19 protein-coding genes are annotated in these 19,090 nt (G+C 64.9%); 10 read left to right on the forward strand and 9 right to left on the reverse strand.

Going from position 1 to position 19,090, the window contains the following annotated elements; translation table 11 throughout:
* Positions 1–13: 13 nt before the first annotated feature.
* Together U0S50_RS09310 and hemC are read right to left on the reverse strand one after the other, a co-directional pair.
* Complete coding sequence (locus U0S50_RS09310) at positions 14–703, reverse strand: uroporphyrinogen-III synthase (protein WP_322308499.1); 690 nt, start codon at positions 701–703, stop codon at positions 14–16.
* Positions 700–1,653, reverse strand: a complete 954-nt coding sequence (hemC, locus tag U0S50_RS09315; RefSeq protein ID WP_322308500.1) for a hydroxymethylbilane synthase — start codon at positions 1,651–1,653, stop codon at positions 700–702. Before hemC ends, U0S50_RS09310 begins: the two co-directional genes overlap by 4 nt.
* Positions 1,654–1,714: 61 nt before the next feature.
* On the opposite strand from hemC, the gene tsaD reads away from it, so the two are divergent.
* The 3 genes from tsaD to U0S50_RS09330 all read left to right on the forward strand — a co-directional run bounded on the left by tsaD (position 1,715) and on the right by U0S50_RS09330 (position 5,353).
* Positions 1,715–2,749: a tRNA (adenosine(37)-N6)-threonylcarbamoyltransferase complex transferase subunit TsaD gene (gene tsaD / locus U0S50_RS09320; RefSeq protein WP_322308501.1), complete on the forward strand. Its 1,035-nt coding sequence runs from the start codon at positions 1,715–1,717 to the stop codon at positions 2,747–2,749.
* Positions 2,746–3,741 carry an NAD(P)H-dependent glycerol-3-phosphate dehydrogenase gene (locus U0S50_RS09325; protein ID WP_322308502.1) on the forward strand — a complete coding sequence of 332 codons (996 nt, stop codon included), beginning with the start codon at positions 2,746–2,748 and terminating at the stop codon, positions 3,739–3,741. The genes tsaD and U0S50_RS09325 overlap by 4 nt, the downstream gene beginning before the upstream one ends.
* A 76-nt stretch (positions 3,742–3,817) precedes the next feature.
* Positions 3,818–5,353, forward strand: coding sequence for a lipopolysaccharide biosynthesis protein (locus U0S50_RS09330; RefSeq protein WP_322308503.1), 1,536 nt, complete (start codon positions 3,818–3,820; stop codon positions 5,351–5,353).
* A 46-nt stretch (positions 5,354–5,399) separates the two neighbouring features.
* Here the strand turns inward: U0S50_RS09330 and U0S50_RS09335 are convergent, their stop codons facing one another.
* Both U0S50_RS09335 and U0S50_RS09340 read right to left on the reverse strand, forming a co-directional pair.
* Positions 5,400–5,663, reverse strand: a complete 264-nt coding sequence (locus U0S50_RS09335) for a hypothetical protein (RefSeq protein WP_322308504.1) — start codon at positions 5,661–5,663, stop codon at positions 5,400–5,402.
* A gap of 55 nt (positions 5,664–5,718) precedes the next feature.
* A complete protein-coding gene (locus U0S50_RS09340; RefSeq protein ID WP_322308505.1) occupies positions 5,719–6,717 on the reverse strand; it encodes an adenosine kinase in 999 nt (332 codons plus the stop codon).
* Between the two features lie 109 nt (positions 6,718–6,826).
* Here U0S50_RS09340 and U0S50_RS09345 point away from each other — a divergent pair, with 109 nt between their 5' ends.
* Together U0S50_RS09345 and U0S50_RS09350 are read left to right on the forward strand one after the other, a co-directional pair.
* Positions 6,827–7,522, forward strand: a complete 696-nt coding sequence (locus U0S50_RS09345; RefSeq protein ID WP_322308506.1) for an EI24 domain-containing protein — start codon at positions 6,827–6,829, stop codon at positions 7,520–7,522.
* Entirely contained in the window at positions 7,519–7,890 is a 372-nt protein-coding gene (locus U0S50_RS09350) for a hypothetical protein (RefSeq protein WP_322308507.1), read from the forward strand. Before U0S50_RS09345 ends, U0S50_RS09350 begins: the two co-directional genes overlap by 4 nt.
* Positions 7,891–7,918: 28 nt before the next feature.
* On the opposite strand, the gene queG is transcribed toward U0S50_RS09350, so the two are convergent.
* On the reverse strand, positions 7,919–8,971 hold the full coding sequence (queG, locus tag U0S50_RS09355; RefSeq protein WP_322308508.1) for a tRNA epoxyqueuosine(34) reductase QueG: 1,053 nt from the start codon (positions 8,969–8,971) through the stop codon (positions 7,919–7,921).
* 68 nt (positions 8,972–9,039) lie between these two features.
* Between queG and U0S50_RS09360 the strand changes: the two genes are divergently transcribed.
* The 4 genes from U0S50_RS09360 to msrB all read left to right on the forward strand — a co-directional run bounded on the left by U0S50_RS09360 (position 9,040) and on the right by msrB (position 13,159).
* Positions 9,040–9,996, forward strand: coding sequence for an ABC transporter ATP-binding protein (locus tag U0S50_RS09360; RefSeq protein ID WP_322308509.1), 957 nt, complete (start codon positions 9,040–9,042; stop codon positions 9,994–9,996).
* Complete coding sequence (locus U0S50_RS09365; protein WP_322308510.1) at positions 9,993–11,240, forward strand: ABC transporter permease; 1,248 nt, start codon at positions 9,993–9,995, stop codon at positions 11,238–11,240. Before U0S50_RS09360 ends, U0S50_RS09365 begins: the two co-directional genes overlap by 4 nt.
* Positions 11,241–11,370: 130 nt before the next feature.
* Positions 11,371–12,627: a cytochrome P450 gene (locus tag U0S50_RS09370; RefSeq protein WP_322308511.1), complete on the forward strand. Its 1,257-nt coding sequence runs from the start codon at positions 11,371–11,373 to the stop codon at positions 12,625–12,627.
* A 43-nt stretch (positions 12,628–12,670) separates the two neighbouring features.
* Positions 12,671–13,159, forward strand: a complete 489-nt coding sequence (msrB, locus tag U0S50_RS09375; protein WP_322308512.1) for a peptide-methionine (R)-S-oxide reductase MsrB — start codon at positions 12,671–12,673, stop codon at positions 13,157–13,159.
* Here the strand turns inward: msrB and U0S50_RS09380 are convergent.
* Positions 13,117–13,866: a YafY family protein gene (locus U0S50_RS09380; RefSeq protein ID WP_322308513.1), complete on the reverse strand. Its 750-nt coding sequence runs from the start codon at positions 13,864–13,866 to the stop codon at positions 13,117–13,119. The genes msrB and U0S50_RS09380 overlap by 43 nt on opposite strands.
* 100 nt (positions 13,867–13,966) lie before the next feature.
* Between U0S50_RS09380 and U0S50_RS09385 the strand changes: the two genes are divergently transcribed.
* Positions 13,967–14,575, forward strand: coding sequence for a glutathione S-transferase family protein (locus tag U0S50_RS09385; protein WP_322308514.1), 609 nt, complete (start codon positions 13,967–13,969; stop codon positions 14,573–14,575).
* A 51-nt stretch (positions 14,576–14,626) separates the two neighbouring features.
* Here U0S50_RS09385 and U0S50_RS09390 read toward each other — a convergent pair whose 3' ends face one another.
* From U0S50_RS09390 to U0S50_RS09400, 3 genes are all read right to left on the reverse strand, one after another.
* On the reverse strand, positions 14,627–17,359 hold the full coding sequence (locus tag U0S50_RS09390; RefSeq protein WP_322308515.1) for a carboxypeptidase-like regulatory domain-containing protein: 2,733 nt from the start codon (positions 17,357–17,359) through the stop codon (positions 14,627–14,629).
* Between the two features lie 90 nt (positions 17,360–17,449).
* The gene (locus tag U0S50_RS09395) at positions 17,450–18,265 is read right to left on the reverse strand and encodes a molecular chaperone (RefSeq protein WP_322308516.1); all 816 of its coding nucleotides are present in this window, start codon (positions 18,263–18,265) and stop codon (positions 17,450–17,452) included.
* A gap of 186 nt (positions 18,266–18,451) precedes the next feature.
* Entirely contained in the window at positions 18,452–18,961 is a 510-nt protein-coding gene (locus U0S50_RS09400; protein WP_322308517.1) for a DUF4402 domain-containing protein, read from the reverse strand.
* Positions 18,962–19,090: the final 129 nt, after the last annotated feature.

A 19,090-nucleotide genomic window follows, 5' to 3' on the forward strand; every position in this document is an offset into this window, starting at 1 on the left:
CTTTCGAACGACCCTATTTTGCGCTCTTGTGGCACAAAGCAACCGCCTGTGCCAACATTGCCGCGTCGTCGGGCCGCTCGGCAACCCCGATCTGGCGCCATCCGCCACCCGCCGCTGCCGCGACGGCGGGACTGATTGCTATCAAACTCAGGTGCTTAGGTGCAGCGACCTGCTCGGCAACATATTCTGCCGCACGCCTGGAATGCACCATGATTACCGCAGGCGCCGCGACCAGGCCGGACCAGACCGCTGGAGGAGCAACCCTGTCGACGGCGTAGCAGGGTACCGCCGTCACCTCGGTCCCCGGCGATCCGAAATGCGATCGATCGCGGCCACACAACCACAGTATCCGCCGGATTCCCATGGGCGCCATGGCATCAATCAGATGCTGGCCATCGCTGTCGCCAATCATCGCGACCGTGACACCGGCCGCGGACGCGGACGCGGCCGTCGCCGCACCCACCGCATAGCCCGGTAAACCGGCAAGCGCGGAAAGCATCGGACCAGCGAGCCGCGGCGCTTGCGCGCTGGTGAACAGCAAGGCGTCGAAGGCCGCCGGATTGGAGGGAGCTGCCCAGTCGATCGGGTGGGCCGCGAACAACGGCATGGGCCGCGCATCGAGTCCCATCGCCCGAGCCCGTGAGACCGTCGCCGTACATCCGGGTTCGGGCCGCGTGACAATCAGCGGCATGTCCGGCGTCATGCCGTGAACAGGCTTCGGACTGCGGCCGGAGCCTCCGAAAGTAGGCGGCGGGCCAGATCTCCCGCCGTGTCGTCATCGACCAGCACGGCGTACCCGGCGACGCAATCTGCGCCATCGGCAGAGAAAAGCTGCGCGTCGAGGCGAAGTCCGCCGTCCGCCTGAAACTGCGCATGAGCGGCAACCGGCGATCGGCAATCGCCTCCGACACCGGCCAGAAACGCTCTTTCGGCCGCCACCGCGCGATGTGTGCGGTCATGGTCGATCGCCGCCAGCAACGCCAGTGTCACGCCATCCTCGGCGCGGCATTCGATACCGATCGCACCCTGCGATGCGGCGGGAAGCAAAGACTCGACACGCTGCACGGTCCCGATCTCGTGCATCCCCAGCCGATCCAGTCCCGCCGCCGCGAGCAACGTCGCATCGACATCGCCCGCCGCCAGCTTGGCCAGGCGCGTGGCGACATTTCCGCGCAGCAAACATGTTTCAAGGTCGGGACGCAATCGTTTCACCTGCGCTGCTCGGCGCGGGCTGCTCGTCCCCAACCGCGCACCGGTCGGCAAGTCGGCGATCGTACCGGCGCTGACCCCGTCCCGTACCACCAGCCGATCGCGCGGGTCCGCCCGCTCGAGCATCGCGCCCAAGGCAAAGCGCGCATCGCGCACCGTTTCGACGTCCTTCAGCGAATGGACGGCAATGTCGATGATCCCGGCGTCGAGTGCGGCATCGAGTTCGCGCGTCCACAGCGCCTTGCCGCCGACCTCCGCCAGCGCCCGGTCCTGGATCTTGTCGCCGGTCGCGGTCATCGGTACGATTTCCAGCACATCCTGCGCGATGCCATGCGCCGCGATCAACGCCGCTGCGGCCATATTCGCCTGCGCCAGGGCAAGGGGAGAGGCCCGCGTACCGATGCGCAGGGGACGATTGATCGTGGGAAGCGGAATAGAAGCCATGCAGCCTGCTAGCGTGGCTTGCCCTGCCGATAAAGGGGCGGGTAAAGGAAGCCGCAACATTATGCCCCTGATCCTTGGCCTCGAATCAAGCTGCGACGAAACTGCGGCTGCGCTTGTCGATAGCGACCGGCGCATTCTGGCGCATCGCGTCGCAGGGCAGGAGGCTGATCACGCCCCCTATGGCGGCGTCGTCCCGGAAATCGCCGCCCGCGCGCACGTCGATCGGCTCGCCCCGATCGTCGAAGCCGTCCTCGCCGATGCGGGGGTCACCCTTTCCGACGTCGACGCGATTGCGGCCACCGCCGGTCCCGGTCTTATCGGCGGGGTGATGGTCGGCCTCGTCACCGGAAAGGCGCTTGCGCACGCTGCAAACAAGCCGCTGATCGCTGTCAATCATCTGGAGGGGCACGCGCTGAGCCCGCGGCTTGCCGACCCGCACCTCTACTTTCCCTATCTTCTGCTGCTCGTCTCGGGCGGCCATTGCCAATTGTTGCTGGTGCGCGGCGTCGACGATTACCGGCGGCTTGCCACCACGATCGACGATGCGGCGGGCGAAGCGTTCGACAAGACCGCCAAGCTGCTAGGCCTCGGCTATCCCGGCGGCCCAGCGGTGGAACGGGTTGCGGCGGACGGTGACCCGCGCGCGGTGCCCCTGCCGCGCCCGCTGATCGGCAGCGCCGAGCCGCATTTCTCCTTTGCCGGTCTCAAGAGCGCGGTCGCTCGAGCCGCCGGCAGCGGCGCCTATGACCGTGCCGACCTCGCCGCCTCTTTCCAGCAAGCCGTTGTGGACTGCCTTGTCGACCGCAGCCGCATCGCGCTCTCCGTCTGCCCGGAGGCCACCGCCTTCGTCGTCGCGGGCGGCGTTGCGGCCAATGGCGCGATCCGCCAGGCGCTGACCGAGCTCGCGGCGCGCTTCGACAAGCCGTTCGTCGCACCGCCGCTATGGCTGTGCACCGATAATGGCGCGATGATCGCCTGGGCGGGCGCCGAACGATTCGCGGCCGGGCTGACCAATGATCTGTCGGTTGCCGCACGCCCGCGCTGGCCGCTCGACCCCGATGCCGAAGCCGTACGCGGCGCTGGAGTGAAAGCATGACGTCATCCCTATCCCGGTTCGGCGTCATCGGTGGGGGCGCCTGGGGCACCGCGCTTGCGCAGCTGCTCGCCGCAGACGGCAGCACGGTACGCCTTTGGGCCCGTGAAACCGATGTCGTCACAGCAATCAACGCCGAACATCGCAACCCGATCTTCTTGCCGGACGCGGCGCTCTCGCCATCGCTCACCGCCACCGACACGCTGGCCGATCTGGCCGAGCTCGACGCGCTGCTCGTCGTCGTTCCGGTGCCCTATCTGCGGACGGTGCTCGCACAGCTTCCCGCCGGGAACGCTCCGCTGATATTCTGCAGCAAGGGGATGGAAGCGAACAGCTTTGCATTTCCGGTCGATATTGCCCGCGACCTTTTTCCCGGCCGCACGCTCGCCGTCCTGTCCGGGCCAACCTTTGCGCATGAAGTCGCGGCCGGGCTACCGACCGCCATCACGCTCGCCGCCGAAGATCGCAGCACCGCCGACGCACTCGCCATCGCACTCGCCCGGCCGCATTTCCGCCCTTATGTCTCAACCGACCTGATCGGCGCCGAGATTGGCGGCGCGATCAAGAACATCCTGGCGATCGCCTGCGGCATCGTCGATGGCGCGGGCCTGGGGCTCAACGCGCGCGCAGCGCTGATCAGCCGCGGCTTTGCCGAAATGTCCCGATTCGGCCTGGCGCGGGGCGCCAAATCCGAAACGCTGGCCGGGCTCGCCGGACTTGGCGATCTGGTGCTTACCTGTACCTCGTCGAACTCGCGCAATTTTGCGCTTGGCCAGGGTCTTGGCCGGGGGATCAGCATGACCGAGCTGATGGCGGACAGACGGACGATCGCCGAAGGCGCGTTCAGCGCACCGGTTGTCGCGGCGGCCGCACGGGCCGATGGCATAGAAATGCCGATCATCGACACGGTCGCACGACTGGTAGCCGGCGAAACCCATGTCGCCGCGGCCATTCAGGCTCTGCTCAGCCGCCCGCTCAGACCAGAGGGCCGATGATCGTTTGCATGGAATTGCGCCTGCTATCGCAGCACGCTAGATTGGCTTTCAGGGATCAGCAGAAGGGGCGCAGGGCTTGAGCCAAACGGACAGCGCAGCCGCGCCTCCCGCGTCTGGCGAAGGCCAACGCGATGCGGATACTGCCGCCTTGGCAAAGGGCGGACGCACCAATTTCTTCGGCTTCGTGCTGCGCCTCGTCGCGCGCCTGCCGTTCCTTTATTTCGCGGGCCGCTGGTACGGCCCGGATCTCGTCGGACGATTCGCGCTGGCGGTCCTGGTGATCGAACTGGTGGCACAGCTTGCGACCCTGGGGCTGAAACGCGGGCTTGCCGAACAATTGAGCGCTCCCGGTGCCGACCAGCGCCATATCGTCTGGGACGGCATGTTCGTCGCCTTCCTCGCTTCGGCGATCGGATCGGCAATCCTGCTCCTCTTTCCCCAGTTCATGTTCCCCAGCGGCGACATCAGCACCTCCGACCGCTGCATGGCGCTTCTCGTCTTTGCGATCGCGGGAACCGAAATCGCGCTCGCGGCCTGTGCCTACCGATTTGATATCGGCGCGACGGTGCGTGCGCGCGCGGTCGTCGAACCCTGGGTCATCAGCATCGCGGCCGCCGCATTCTGGTACGTCTCGGTAAAGGACGGGCTGATGCTCTCCTACGCCGCCGCCATGATCGGCGCCTTTCTGACCGCCCTCATCCCCATGATTCGTCATTTCGGTGGCCCGGGAATGTGGCGTCCCGATGCGATGCATCTGATCACCCTGGCCCGGCGCAACGCCCCCCTTGCCGCCGCCGACGCCATCGAATGGGGTACGCGGCGCCTCGATCTGTTCATCCTGGGCCAGTTCACGTCGCCGACCATCTACGGCATTTACTATATGGCGCAGCAGGTCGCGTCGCTGCCGCAAAAGCTCAAAACCAGCTTCGAGCCGATCCTTGGCCCCGTCATAACCCGTAACCTCGCCGAAAAGCGGCTGGGTGCCGTTGCCGCACAGGTCAGCCAGGTCGGCTTCTGGATCATCGCCGCGCAGGCCGGCGTCGCACTTGCGCTCGGCATTCCGGGCGAAGCGGTGATGGGTCTGGTCGGCCCCGAATTCGTCAGCGGCACCGGTGCGCTCGCCTTTTTGCTGGCCGCCGAAGTGGTCGCCGCGACCGCGGTGGTGAGCGAGGCCGCGCTCGTCTATGTGGCGCGCCATCGCAATCTGTTGATCAGCCTTGCGACATTGGCGCTCCAAGCGCTGCTCAGCGTCGCCCTGATTCTTGCCGCCCGCGCCATGGGACTGCCCGACATCAGCTACGCCGTGGCGGTTGCGCTCGCCCTCATGCTCGCCCTCGGCTTTGCTTCGGTGGTCAAGGCGCGTTTGCTGTCACGGATATTGGACGCTCCGGTCAACAGCCTGCGCTGGGCGCTTGTCTGGGCAACCGCCGGCGCCGCGGTGCTGGGCTGGGGAGCGACACAAATGCCCGAATGGGCCGAGTTGCTGATCGGCGTGCCGGTCATTCTCGGCATTTATAGCTGGCTGATCTGGACCCGCGGCTTCGGCCCCGAAGACCGGGCGCTGTTCCGTAAACAGCCCTCGGCGGATTCCGGCGTCGCCGGTCGCGATTGAACCGGTCCGCCCGCGCACAAGGCGTACGGCCGACCGCCCCCGATTGTCATTGCTGCTTCACGGCGTCCTGCGCGGCATTGCCAATGTCTTCCGCTGCATTGCCTACCTTTTGCGCGGCTTCCGTTACCGCGCCGGTTTCGGCCTTGTCATTGGCCAGAAACTGAAAGGCGACAAAGGCCGCGACGGCAAGCGCCACGATCAGGATCAAGCCCGTGCCAATCCCGCCGCCCCGACGTTCGTTGCGATCGATAATCGTCGTGGTGTGCGTGTTCCCGTCGGTATCGCGGGTCGTGTGAATTTCGTCGGCCATGAAACCATCTCCCATGCTGAACGGGCATAGGACGCGTCACGGCCGCATTTGGTTCCTATCCCAGCCGCGCCGCGATCCGGGCCTTGAGATCGGTTTGCGCTCGCGGACCGACCTGCGCGATGATCTCACGCGCGCATATGGCGCCCATCGTCAGGCATTCTGCATCCGGCCGTCCTTCGGCAAGGCCGGCCAGGAAACCAGCGGCGAACAGGTCGCCCGCCCCCGTCGTGTCGACCACCTGGTCGATCGGTTCGGCGTCGACGGCGCTTCGCTCGCCGTTCCGGATCGCGATCGCTCCCTTTTCTCCGCGCGTCACGACGAGCAACGGCACCTGCGCCGCAACCTTTGCGACGGCCGTTTCGAAATCGGCTTCCTCGGCGAGCGCACCGATCTCGACCTCGTTCGCGAACAGAATGTCGAACAGGCCTTCGGCGATCAACGCGCGGAAATCGGGGCCATGGCGGTCGATGATGAAGGCGTCGGACAGGGTAAAGGCGACCTTGCGCCCCGCTTCACGCGCGACGTCGATCGCGCGGCGCATCGCTGCACGCGACAGCGGCGGGTCCCACAAATATCCTTCCAGATAAAGGATGTCGGACGCGGCAATCCGGTCTTCGGCGATCATCGCCTGTTCCAGAAGGTGGCTTGCCCCCAGAAAGGTGTTCATCGTCCGCTGCCCATCCGGCGTAACGAGAATCAGGCAGCGCGCGGTGGGAGCCCCGGCACTCAGCGCCGGCGTGTCATAAGCAACGCCCAGCGCCCGCAGGTCGTGGGTGAACACATGGCCAAGCTGATCGTCAGCGACCTGGCCGATAAAGGCGCAGCGCTGCCCCAGCGCTGCCATGCCCGCCAAAGTGTTCGCGGCGCTGCCGCCCGACATTTCGACCGCCGGCCCCATCGCGGCATAGAGGCGCTCTGCCTCGACCGCATCGATCAACCGCATCGACCCCTTGGTCAGCCCTTCTGCATCGATCAGGGCATCGTCAGCGCGGGCGATGACATCGACGATCGCATTGCCGATGGCGATAATGTCGAAACGGGCGGGAGGGGCCATGAAATATCCTGTCCTGGCTGAAAAAGCTGCGCGCGGCCTTAGGGGCGCAGCGCTGCCAAGGCAAGCGGCGCGCTTGACGTAGCATCCGGCGCCGCGCATCCCTCCATCGATGGTCCGCGTACTGCCCGCCCTGTTCCTGGCCCTTCGCGACGTTGCGAGCCCGCGCGGCCTGGCGATCCTCCTGCAAAGCCTGGCGCTGACACTGCTGATCCTCGCCGCCGCCGGAACGGCCATCTTTCTGCTGGCCCGCCACCTGTTGCAAAGCGAAGGCTGGCTGAGCGCCGCCCAGGCCGATATGGCCGGAGTGCTGGTCATTGTCCTTGTCATCGCCGGCAGCTGGCTGCTGTTTCGCGCCGTTGCGATCATGGTGATCGGGCTGTTCGCCGACGCGATCGTCGCAGATATCGAGGGACGCCACTATCCGGTCGCCGCATCACGGGCGGTTGATGTCGGATGGCGCCGGACCATGACCCTTGCGCTCGCCTCGCTTGCCCGGCTGATCCTGGGGAATATACTCGCGCTGCCGCTCTATATCCTGCTGCTTGTCACGGGAATCGGGACGCCGCTTCTCGCCCTTGCGGTCAATGCCATGCTGCTCGGCCGGGATCTCGACGCCATGATAGGCGCGCGCCACCCGGGCCAAGCGCCGCTCGAACGGGGCACCCGCTGGTCGCTCGGGCTGCTGTCTGCCGCAAGCTTCCTTGTACCCGTCGTCAATCTGTTGGCGCCCATCGTCAGCACAGCTATGGCCGTTCACCTGTTCCACATGCGCGACCTTCCAATGCACGACAGGGATTTTTCATGATGCGTCACCGCCATTCCATCGTCGCCTTCGGCCTCGCCCTGACCCTGGCGGGCTGTGCGGGCGGAGCGGTCCCGCGTGCCGTGCCGCCGGTGTCCGCACCGCCCTCCACGGTGGTCAAACCGGTCCAGAACAACAGCCTGATCGGCACCAGCGCCGACGCGATCGGCCGCCTGTTCGGTTCGCCTCGGCTGGACGTGAAGGAAGGTGCGGGCCGCAAGATGCAGTTCGCGGGCAGCAGCTGCACCCTCGACATCTATTTCTATGCGCCGCGCGCAGGTGCGACACCGGTTGCCACCCATGTCGATGCCCGGACTCCCGATGGCCGCGATGCCGGTGTCGACGGCTGCGCTCAGGCCCTCCGCCGCTAGAAAACCGTCGCTCCCAAGCGGCGTGGCGTCATGGTGCCAACCGGCCCAGCGCCCAGCGCGCCGCCTCGGCAACCACGTCGGCTTCATCTTCGACCAGCTGCTCCAGCACCGAGCAAAGCCGCCGGTCGCCGCTGTTCCCGGCCGCGATCGCCGCGTTGCGTACCATGCGGTTCCGGCCGATGCGCTTGATCGGCGATCCCGCAAATATCTGCCGGAATCCCGCATCGTCGAGCGCCAGCAGATCGGCAAGCGACGGCGCGACCAGTTCGCCGCGGGGAAGAAAGGCGCGATGACGGGCCGCTGTGTCGGCAAATTTGTTCCACGGGCACACGGCCAGGCAATCGTCGCAGCCATAGACGCGATTGCCGATCGCGGCGCGAAACTCGTCCGGTATCGGCCCGTCATACTCGATCGTCAGATAGGAAATGCAGCGGCGTGCATCGAGGCGATAGGGGGCGGGAAAGGCCTGCGTCGGACAGGCATCCTGACAGGCCGAGCAACTGCCGCACCGGTCCCGCGACGCTGTGCTGGGCGTCAGGTCGAGCGTGGTGTAAATGGCGCCCAGGAACAGCCAGCTGCCGTGGTCCCGGCTGACCAGATTGGTGTGCTTGCCCTGCCAGCCAAGTCCGGCCGCCGCCGACAGCGGTTTTTCCATCACGGGCGCTGTGTCGACGAACACCTTTACCTCGGCACCGGGGGCTTCGGCGACCAGCCAGCGCGCGACCGCTTTCAGCGCCTTCTTGACCGTGTCGTGATAGTCGCCGCCCTGCGCATAGACCGAGATTCGGCCGCGGTCGGGATGTTCGGCCAGCACCAACGGGTCATGCGCCGGGGCATAGCTCATGCCCAGCGCGATGACCGAACGCACGTCGGGCCATAGTCCCTGCGGCGACCCGCGTTGCGCGGCGCGGCTTTCCATCCAGATCATATCGCCATGGCATCCGTCGGCCAACCAGGCATCGAGCCGCGCGGCGGTCAGCGGCGCCGCACCGGCGTCGGCGATGCCGAACGCCGCAAAGCCATGCGCGCGTGCGACGTCTTCGAGCCGCTGTTCGAGTGAGGGCAAGGCTTCGGCAACCATTGGCGCTCTATACGGCAAGGGCTCTGGCGTGCCATAGTCTGCGAAACAGCAAGTTCGGGAATTCCTATTTGACCGACCTCAGTGTCGAGGCGCGCGGCCTCACAAAATTTTTCGGCTCCTTCAAGGCCGTCGATGACGTCACGCTTCTCGTCCCCAGGGGCAGCATCTATGGCGTGCTCGGCCCCAATGGCGCCGGAAAGACGACGACGCTGCGCATGACGCTGGGCATTATCGATCCCGATGCCGGCGAAAGCCGCATCTTTGGCGATCGCCGGCCCCAGGCCGTTCGCCATCGCATCGGCTATCTGCCCGAAGAGCGCGGCCTGTATCCCGGCATGAAAGCGCGCGAGGCAATTGCCTTCATGGGCGCGCTACGCGGCCTCGACTGGGCAGAGGGGCGACGCCGTGCCGCCACCTTCATGGCCGAACTCGGCCTGGAACGGGTGATCGACGAGAAAATCCGCAAAATGTCCAAGGGCATGGCCCAGATGATCCAGCTCATCGGATCGATCGTCCATGCCCCCGACCTGATCGTCCTCGACGAACCATTTTCGGGACTCGATCCGGTCAATCAGGAACGTCTGGAAATGCTGGTGCGGCGCGAACGCGAACGCGGCGCCACCATCCTCTTCTCTACCCATGTGATGGCGCATGCCGAAAGACTGTGCGACCGGTTGGCGATCATCGCGCGGTCGCAGCGCCGCTTCGAAGGGACGGTGGACGAGGCGCGCGCGCTGTTGCCGATGCAGGTGCGCTATACGCCGCGCGCCGACGTTGCGCCCGATACGGTCGCCGCGCTGCTGCCCCACGGCGCCGAGCGGATCGGCGATGCATGGCATTTCCCGATCAGCGACGACGCGATCGAGCCCCTGCTCGCGCGCATCACCGCCGGCCATGTCGGCGTCGCCGGCCTGTCGATCGTCCGCCCGGCGCTCCATGACGCCTTCGTTCATATCGTTCGGCAGGTCGACGGCGCTTTCAACGCCGATCCCCAGAGCGACGCCATCGACGAGGCCGCCGCATGACGCCCTTCATCAAGAATATGTTCGTCATCGCGCGCCGAGACTTTCTGGCGATCGTCGCGACCCCGACCTTCCTGATCTTTCTGCTGGCACCTCTGTTCATGCTCGGCATGGGCGCCGTCGGGGGAATGGGCGCATCGCAGCTCGCCGACAGTGCGCGGGGCGCAGGACGCATCGTTGCGGTCGTCGACGCCCCTGACATGCAGGCGGCACGCGACGCCGATCTTCGCCTGCGCGCCGGATTCGGTCGCGAACCGCCCAAGCTTGAACTGCGCATCGCGGGCTCTGCGCCCGTGGATGCCGCAGCGATCGCCGCCGAAAAGGGCAGCGACACGCTCGCGGTGATGCGCGGTCCGCTCGCCAATCCGCATATCGTCGAACGCCAGGCGGGGTCGAGCGCCGGACGATATCTGGCGCTTCTCGCCAGTGAAATACGGATCAGCCGGGCAGCGGGCGAACTGCCCCCGACCCGGCCGCGTTTCGAAAGCATGGCGAACGGCGGAACCAGCATCGCCGCGCAACAGTCGATCGGCTTTAGCGCGGTATTCGTCATTTTCCTGCTTACCATCCTTCTCGCCGGCCAGACTGTCGGGTCGCTGGCCGAGGAAAAAGGCAATAAGGTGATCGAAATCCTCGCCGCCGCAGTCCCATTGGAAAGCGTTTTTCTCGGCAAGCTGCTCGGCCTGCTCGGCGTCGCCATTCTCTTTATCGTTTTCTGGCTTGCGATGGCGCTCGGCGGCGGCCTGGTCTCGCTTTTCAGCGCCGATCCGGCCGCCCTGGCCGCTGCGGGAACCGCGACCAAAGCCGGAGCCATGGCCATCGCGACGCCCGCGACGGGTTGGCCCTTTTTCCTCGCGATCGGGTTTCTTTATTTTGTCATGTCCTTTCTCCTGCTCGGCGCGGTGTTCCTGGGCGTCGGCGCCCAGGCAGCCACGGTGCGCGAGATTCAGATGCTGAGCCTTCCGATCACCATTTTCCAGGTCGGCATGTTCAGCCTGTCGTCGGCGGCCGCCAGTGCGCCGGGAACAACGCTTGCCGCCGTGGCACAGGCCATTCCCTTTTCCTCGCCGCTGGCGATGGCCGCGCGCGCGGCGACCGACGAGGCACGCGGGATCCACCTGCTCGCGCTTGGCTGGCAGGCACTGTGGGTTGCCCTCGTCATTTTCATTTCGGTGCGCCTTTTTCGCGCCGGCGTGCTCAGCGGGCGCAGCGACTGGAAGTTCTGGCAACGCCGAAAGGGGGGCTGATCGACCGCGCAAGCCGTTGACCGTAGGGGAAACAGTTTCGGCCCGTCGGCCGCGTTGACAAAGTTGTAAATAGTGGCATTCTGCAACCCAATTGGCCGCGCAAAGACGGCCGCCTGAGAGGAGCAGCCAGATGGCCACCCAGATTCGTACCGCCCCGGAAACCGTCAATCCCCTGGACGTCAGCCGCGCAGAGCTGTGGAGCGAGGATCGCTGGCAGGAACCGATGCGCCAGCTTCGTGCCGAATCGCCGATCCATTATTGCGAGGATTCAAAGTTCGGCCCCTATTGGTCGGTGACCACCTACAAGCCCATTCAGCATATCGAGGCGTTACCGAAGATCTTTTCCTCCTCCTGGGAATATGGCGGCATCACCGTTGCGGGGGACGGTATCGAGCATCTGAAGGAAGGCGAAGTGCCGATGCCGATGTTCATCGCCATGGACCCGCCGCAACATACGGCACAGCGCCGCACGGTCGCCCCCGCCTTTGGTCCTTCGGAAATCGAGCGGATGCGCGCCGACACGCTGAAACGGACCAGCGACGTCCTCGACACGCTCCCCATCGGCGAACCCTTTGACTGGGTCGAAAAGCTCTCGATCGAACTGACGACACAGATGCTGGCCATCTTGTTCGACTTCCCCTGGGAAGACCGGCACAAATTGACCGCCTGGTCCGACGCCCTTGGCGACATCGAAAGCTTCAACACCCCCGAACAGCGCCAGGCACGCCTGGCCATCGCCTATGAAATGGGGGCGGCATTCAAGCAGTTGTGGGACCGCAAGGCGAGCAATCCGGGACAGCATGACCTGATCTCGATCATGCTGCAGTCCGACGCGATGAGCCATATGAGCCACGAAGAATTCATGGGGAATCTCATCCTGCTGATCGTCGGCGGCAATGACACGACGCGCAATTCCATGTCCGCTTATGCCTATGGGCTTCATTGCTTCCCCGGCGAACGCGCGAAGCTGGAGGCGAACCATGATCCCGAACTTGCGGTCAACGCGATGCACGAGATCATTCGCTGGCAGACCCCGCTCGCCCACATGCGCCGGACCGCAATGGAGGATACCGAACTCTTCGGGCATCAGATTCGCAAGCGCGACAAGATCGCGCTGTGGTATGCATCGGCAAATCGCGACGAAAGCGTGTTTCCTGATGGCGACAGCATCATCGTCGACCGTGAAAATGCACGGCGCCACCTTGCGTTCGGCTATGGCATTCACCGCTGCGTGGGCGCCCGTGTCGCGGAACTTCAACTCACCGCGCTGATCGCCGAAATGCAGCGCCGACGCCTGCGCGTGAACGTCATCGGCGAACCCGAACGGGTCCATGCCAGCTTCGTTCATGGCTATCGCCACATGCAGGTCGAACTCGAAAAATATTGAGGCCGGTTGAAACTTCGGCCGCGCCCGCCACGTATCAAGGACAATGATCGAACGGCGCTACATCCTTGGCGGCATCGCATTGGGCGGCACGATGATTGCCGCGCCGATGCTGTTCGCCAAGGGGGGCAAGCGCCCGGTCGCAGAACCGGGCTGGCGCCTGTCCGACGATGCATGGCGCAAACGCCTCTCGCCGTTCGAATATCGGGTCCTGCGCGAAGCGGCAACCGAGCGGCCGTTCACCAGTCCGCTCGACAAGGAAAAGCGCGCCGGCATATTTGCCTGTGCGGGATGCGGATTGCCGCTCTATTCCAGCACGGCCAAATATGACAGCCGAACCGGCTGGCCCAGCTTCTGGGCGCCGCTCAAGGGCGCGATCGCAACCTCAACCGACTATGATCTCGGCTATCCGCGGACCGAAGTGCACTGTCGGCGCTGCGGCGGCCACCTGGGCCATGTATTCAACGACGGGCCCAAACCGACGGGCAAGCGCTATTGCATGAACGGGACGGCGCTCCGCTTCCGTCCCGCCTGACAGTCCTTTTCCCGCGCCGCGTAACGGTCGAGAATCGCCTGTTTCCAGCGGAGCCGCAGCGCTCCCGGCGGGCCTGGATATTTTTCATCCAGAAATGCGGCCTCGACGACACGGTCGGTTCGAAAACTGCGGAAATCCTGCCGTTTCTCGCACCAGGCGGCGATCGTCCGGCGGTTGTCGAAATATCCGATGATAATCGGCCAGATCACCCGTTCGCTCTCCGCGCCTTCCTCGTCGCGATAGGATATGCGGACCTTGCCCCCTGTCCGTATCCACTGCCGCAGGCGGACGATGTCGATGCCGTCATTCAGCTTTTGAAACGGTGGCCGTGCCGACATGGAGGGCGCCGTGATCATCGGGCGCAATTGTTCGGGTACCACCGCCAATATCTTTGCGATCAGGTCGCGCGCCGCATTTGCAAGCACGACGTCGCCGTTCGCCGCCACCCACTGCGCGCCCAGCACCGCCGCCTCGACCTCATCCGACGTAAGCATCAGCGGCGGCATGTCATAGGCATCATCGAGGACGTAACCGAAGCCCGCCTCCCCCGCGATCGGCACCCGTTGGCCAATCAGGTCCGCGACATCGCGATAGATCGTGCGGACCGATACCTCCAGTTCCGCGGCCATTTCCGCCGCGGTCACCGGTCGCGACGAACGGCGCAACAGCTGGATGATCTGAAATAGTCGGTCGGCTCGCCGCATCATCGAAACCCTACTGACAGAATGCTGTCAGTAGGGTTCTCCTAAAGACCGCCTGTCGTCAATCCTTGAGAGCGTCGACTTGGAAAAAATGGAGCAAATACCAATGATCACCCTCTATCACGCGCCTCAATCACGCTCGACGCGAATCCTCAGCCTGTTGGAAGAATTGGGTGTTCCGTACGAGATACGCCCGGTGTCGATCTTTCGTCCGATGACCGGCGACGGATCACCGGATCCGGCCAACCCGCACCCTGACAAGCGGGTTCCCGCGATCGAGCATGACGGGCGAGTGGTCGCCGAATCGGTCGCGATCATTCTGTATCTTTGCGATGCCTTTCCTGCGGCCGGCCTGGCCCCGTCCCCCGACGACGCCCAGCGTGGCGACTATCTGACATGGGCATTGTGGTACGCCGCCGAGATGGAACCGGCGATGTTCGCCGCCATAATGGACGAACTCGATGGATCGCCGATGAAAAGGCGGCAGTATGAAGCGGCGGTTCACCGTATCGAGGCGGCGTTGGCGAAAGCCCCCTATCTGATGGGCGACGATTATTCGGCCGTCGATCTGTTGGTCGCCAGCGCCCTCGCCTTTGCGCGGAGCGCCTTTCCTCCGAGCGCCGCCATCGACGCCTATGTCGAGCGCTGCGGAAACCGCCCGGCGGCGCTGCGAGGCCAGCTTCTGGACGACGCCTCCGGCCCCCAGCATAGCTGAAGCTCCGCTTTCCGGCCGCCTGTCTCTCCCCAGGTGGCCGGATTTCTTGGTTCAACGCCCGACGGCGACCTCCCCCGGTGGTCCACGCGCGCCGATTCCATCATCGGGCGACCTTCGCTCGCGATCCGCCGCCGCACCCACGGGCGGCTTCAAAACCAGCGTACCCAACCGCACCCGCGGGGTGGTCTTTCCCGGCGCCGCAGCAACGGCAAAGCTGGAATCCAATCGCAGCGCAGTCGCTGCCTTTCGCAATGGTCGGACAGTGTAGCGGCCATAAGCGACGCTTTCGAAAAGGAAATATCCGTCGAACTCGGTCAGCGTCGACGCCCGAACGCGCCCCTCGGCATCGACCAGCTCCAGCGTCAATCCCGCAACGGGGTTGCCTCCATCACGCCGGATCACTCCCTCGATTTCGCCCGCCACCGACATCGGGAGGGCGACCTTGATCGCTACCCCGGGACGCGGCGTAACCATGACACCTGGCAGAACAGGCTGAACAAAGGGGTTAGGAAGACCGCCGGCATCGACGCCGATCATCACGGGTTGAAACGGCTCCAACCCGTCGATCGAGGCCCGCCCGCGGCTATCGGTTGCGGCATCGGCAAAGGCGCGGCCGGCGGTAAGCGGAACATCCTTCACCGCCGCCTCATTCGCCTGGCGGATGCCGTCGCCATTGTCATCCATGAACACCTCGGCGGTGACTTGCCCCCGGCTCGCCAGCCTTTTGCTCGACAGGCGCCATCCTCCGCCCGCCTGCGGCCCCAGGCTGATAGCAAAGGACAGCGACGCCGCGACCGATCCGTCGCTCGCCACTTCACCAAATCCTCCGAGCTGGAACCGCTCGAAACGCCGCGTATAGCCAAGGCCGGCACGCGCCCTTGCCAAACCTCGATCATAACCCAGTTCGGCCCGCCATTCGGCATCGCCCTTCCCTGCCCATTCGCCAATGACCGCGGCGCGCGTGTCGGAATTATTGCCCGACAGGGCAAAACGCGCCTCGCCGCGCAGGCGAACGCGGCCGATGCGGGCATTGGCGAGCAAGCTTGCGGTCAGATTGTCGGGCGGGTCGGGTCCAAAGGGATTATGACTGCGGCTCCAGTCGATCTGACCGGTGAAGCTGACGGCGCGCAGGCTCGCCGACGCCCGCGCACTCGCTTCCAGACTGGATATGCCCGACAATCGCCCGGTATGCCGGATATCGAAATGCACCGGCAGGACGGCGCGGCCCAATTTCACCGACTGATCGACCGATACCGAATATAGTTCCTTGATATCTCCGGCAAAACGGTCGGAAACAAAGCCGTTCCATCCCCGTAGTGCGTCCGCCCGGATATAGGTTTCGCCAAAGGCCGCGAGCCAGCTCGCACGGGCCGCCATCGCACCGTCGTCGGACCATGCCCCGGCGATTTCCAACACAGTCGGTCCGATCGAACGGCGCAGCGCTCCTTCCGCATAGTTACGGCGGAGATTCTCGATCATCAGGCTGTGGGCATAGGCCGCGACTGACGTTCGCGTGTCGATCCCGCGCTCAATCCCCAAAGTCCCGCGCCATCCGCGACGAAACGCACCGCGCCGCCGATCCCCGAACGCGACAAGGTCCGTATTTTCCTGAGCGAACCCCGCCCAGTACCAGGTCTTCTGCGGCGGGATCGAATCCATCCCGACCTGCATCTCGCGAATTTCGCGACGAATCTGACCCTGGGGGCCATAGAGGATGATTTCAAAGCGATTGGCCCCATAATGAAGCGGCACGTCGACGAATTCATATCGCCCTTCTCCATTGGGCGCCGTGAACGCAAGCAACTGTCCATTGCGGTAAAGCTCGGCGTCCCAGCCGCTGGGAAGGTCGCCGCGAAAGCTGGTTCGATCGAAACTGTCGGGCCGTTCGACGGGGCGGTTCGTGATCAGCGCGCCGCGTCCCGGCGTCGACTGCGCGACGATTCCGGTCGAAAGCAGCATGACATCGCCGGCACCATAGTGGGTGGCGTGTAGCGGACCGAGCAAATGCCCTTCCGGATCGGTGCGATACAGCCGCAAGCGCAAACTGTCCGGAACGCCCGATTCATCGGACGACAGCCGCGCGTCGAAACTGTGGCGGGCGACCTCTCCCGCAGCAAAGACCTCATATCGCGCCGGAGTGCGCGTCTGGCCACGACGATCGGAAAGGAACCCGATCGAAGCGGCCACATCGACCGACGGCGCGGCCCAGTTACCATAGGGACGCTCGGCGCGCGGCAAGCTTTCAAGATCGAACGATGCCGCCGCGGGGCGGATCGACGCGGCGCGCGCGCGGCGCTCCGCCGCCAATTGAAAGGGCAGCTTTTCCTTGCTGTCGATGCGGAGCACCGCATTCGACAGATCAGCGGTAAACGGTATGCCGAACCAACGCGAAAGGCGCCCCAGATCGACGCACCACCCCGCCGAAGTATCGCGAATGTCCGTGGCTGCAATCGGAATCCGCTCATTTCCCAGCCGCACTTCGCCCACATCGCGATCGATGGTCAGGCTGCGCCGTTCGTCAAGAACCCATCCGGTTGCGCGGCGCAACTTCCTGTCAACGCGCACGCCAAGATCAAGCGCGAGCACCATATCAGCCAGATCGACGCATATGCCTTGCGGCGTCTGATAACCGCGCACCCCATCGCCAAGTCGATATTGCCCCGACCGCACATCGAACAGCCAGCCATCATCGTCATTGGGCACCCACCCATCCGCAACCGGGGCATGTTGCTCAAGCGGCGCCGCCTTGACGCCGCCGGCAATCAAGAGCGCGAACGCAAGCACGGCTGCCGCCAGGATCGATCTGGCGCGCCCGCGCTGCCGACAAGATGCTTGGGCGATCACGGCCAAGGCCCGCCAGACCGGCCGCGCGGCCTATTTCACCACCCGATCGACCGCATCGATCGTGCCGCCGCTGACTTCGCGATCCTCGCTGTAGCGAATGTGTACCGGCCCTTTCAGCGTCCGGGCCAGTTCGGGCGGCACGCGAAGCGACACCGTGCGTTCGTTTATCTCCGGATAGACGGCTATACCCCGCGCGGTCAGCAACGGCGCGGCCAACCCCGGGCGCGTCACCTCTATGTCTCCATAGACCGACCGTCCCCCTTCGCGGCGCAGGTCGAAGGTGAATGCCGCCCCGTCCGCCGTCTCTTCGACCCATGCCTCGCCGATGGATGCCACGGCGCTCAGGTCCCCGACCCGGACGATCACTGGAATGGTGATGCCATAGATCGGCGTGATGGCGATCGAGACACCGCCCGACGCGCCCTTCGGTTCCGTCACTGGCGCCGCATCGGGCACCGCGCGGAACAGCATGTGGGCCCGATATTCGCCTGCTGCAAGCCCTTCCGGAACCCGGACACCGACACGGATCACCTGCGGCTGGTTCGGCGGCAAGGTCACGCGGCGCGGGCTGAAGACGATCATGTCGAGCGCCGCCCGCTCCTCGGCGGTCGCATCGGCTTCGGCGATTTCGTCCAGCCCGCCCTCCGCCGTCATCCGCTTGATTTCCAGACTGATTCGATAGGTTGCCGGCGCAACGCCGATATTGTTCAGCACCACTTCGGTGCCTCTGGATCCGTCGAGAATCAGGCGTGTCGGCGCCACAAGCAGATCGCCGGCGGCCTGCGCCGACGACAATGGCATGAACAGGGTCAGAAAGAGGCCAAGGCCCCGCAAAAAACGCAACATGGATACGATCCCCACAATCGTTGTCCGGCGCGATCCCCACCGCACCATCTGGTCGCCTTCTGCCTGCCCCAACATGGTTGATATTTCGCTAACCGCCATCAGCGGCACAAAAAGGGGGCCACCGGATATGCCCGGCGGCCCCACATTGGTCGGCGCGCAGGTCGCGGCGCGCCTTCCCCCCAATTTTTACTGATAATTGGCCGTTACATTGAAGGTGCCCGAATAGTCACCCGACGCCTGGTTCAGGCCGACGCTCAATACCCCGCCGACCTGAAAGCTGCCGCCGACGGTACCGGGGCCATTGGTCAGCGTCACCGAGCTGGCCGAATAGTCGAGCGACGCGCTCATCGTACCGCCCAGCGATCCAGTCAGCGTCACGCTCGAGTCGCCACCGACCAGAACAACAGCATTGTTCGTGCCCTGAATGTTGAAGTTGGCGGCCGTCGTGGTTCCGGTACAGGTCAGGCCGGTTCCGCAAGTCGCGGCGCCATCGGTCGCCACGGTGACGGTCGAAGCCGATCCGCCGCTGATGACCGTCGCGAAGTTGAGGTCGCTGGTATTCGTCAGCGTAATCTGGCGCAGGATCTTCGCCTTCGCCGTACCCGTGGCCGTTGCGGCTTGCGCCGACGGCGCCTGCATAACGGCAACAGCCAGTACCGCGCCGGCAACGGCGCGCGTCATTTTCAATTTGCGCATATTTTGGTCCCTTGAACAGTCATAGTCCGAATGGAAATCCCACCCCATTCATCGCCGCTCATAGCGGACCATCTGTTCAACTTTTGCCGACAACCATAGTTAACAGCACATTAGGATACCGATTGAATC

Origin of the sequence: Sphingopyxis sp., assembly GCF_034380315.1 — a bacterium.
Taxonomy (GTDB): domain Bacteria; phylum Pseudomonadota; class Alphaproteobacteria; order Sphingomonadales; family Sphingomonadaceae; genus Sphingopyxis.

Coding starts and splice junctions, on each gene's coding strand:
- U0S50_RS09310 (WP_322308499.1), bottom strand. CDS start 703: ATGACGCCGGACATGCCGCTGATTGTCACGCGGCCCGAACCCGGATGT.
- hemC (WP_322308500.1), bottom strand. CDS start 1,653: ATGGCTTCTATTCCGCTTCCCACGATCAATCGTCCCCTGCGCATCGGT.
- tsaD (WP_322308501.1), top strand. CDS start 1,715: ATGCCCCTGATCCTTGGCCTCGAATCAAGCTGCGACGAAACTGCGGCT.
- U0S50_RS09325 (WP_322308502.1), top strand. CDS start 2,746: ATGACGTCATCCCTATCCCGGTTCGGCGTCATCGGTGGGGGCGCCTGG.
- U0S50_RS09335 (WP_322308504.1), bottom strand. CDS start 5,663: ATGGCCGACGAAATTCACACGACCCGCGATACCGACGGGAACACGCAC.
- U0S50_RS09340 (WP_322308505.1), bottom strand. CDS start 6,717: ATGGCCCCTCCCGCCCGTTTCGACATTATCGCCATCGGCAATGCGATC.
- U0S50_RS09345 (WP_322308506.1), top strand. CDS start 6,827: ATGGTCCGCGTACTGCCCGCCCTGTTCCTGGCCCTTCGCGACGTTGCG.
- U0S50_RS09350 (WP_322308507.1), top strand. CDS start 7,519: ATGATGCGTCACCGCCATTCCATCGTCGCCTTCGGCCTCGCCCTGACC.
- queG (WP_322308508.1), bottom strand. CDS start 8,971: ATGGTTGCCGAAGCCTTGCCCTCACTCGAACAGCGGCTCGAAGACGTC.
- U0S50_RS09365 (WP_322308510.1), top strand. CDS start 9,993: ATGACGCCCTTCATCAAGAATATGTTCGTCATCGCGCGCCGAGACTTT.
- U0S50_RS09370 (WP_322308511.1), top strand. CDS start 11,371: ATGGCCACCCAGATTCGTACCGCCCCGGAAACCGTCAATCCCCTGGAC.
- msrB (WP_322308512.1), top strand. CDS start 12,671: ATGATCGAACGGCGCTACATCCTTGGCGGCATCGCATTGGGCGGCACG.
- U0S50_RS09380 (WP_322308513.1), bottom strand. CDS start 13,866: ATGATGCGGCGAGCCGACCGACTATTTCAGATCATCCAGCTGTTGCGC.
- U0S50_RS09385 (WP_322308514.1), top strand. CDS start 13,967: ATGATCACCCTCTATCACGCGCCTCAATCACGCTCGACGCGAATCCTC.
- U0S50_RS09395 (WP_322308516.1), bottom strand. CDS start 18,265: ATGTTGCGTTTTTTGCGGGGCCTTGGCCTCTTTCTGACCCTGTTCATG.
- U0S50_RS09400 (WP_322308517.1), bottom strand. CDS start 18,961: ATGCGCAAATTGAAAATGACGCGCGCCGTTGCCGGCGCGGTACTGGCT.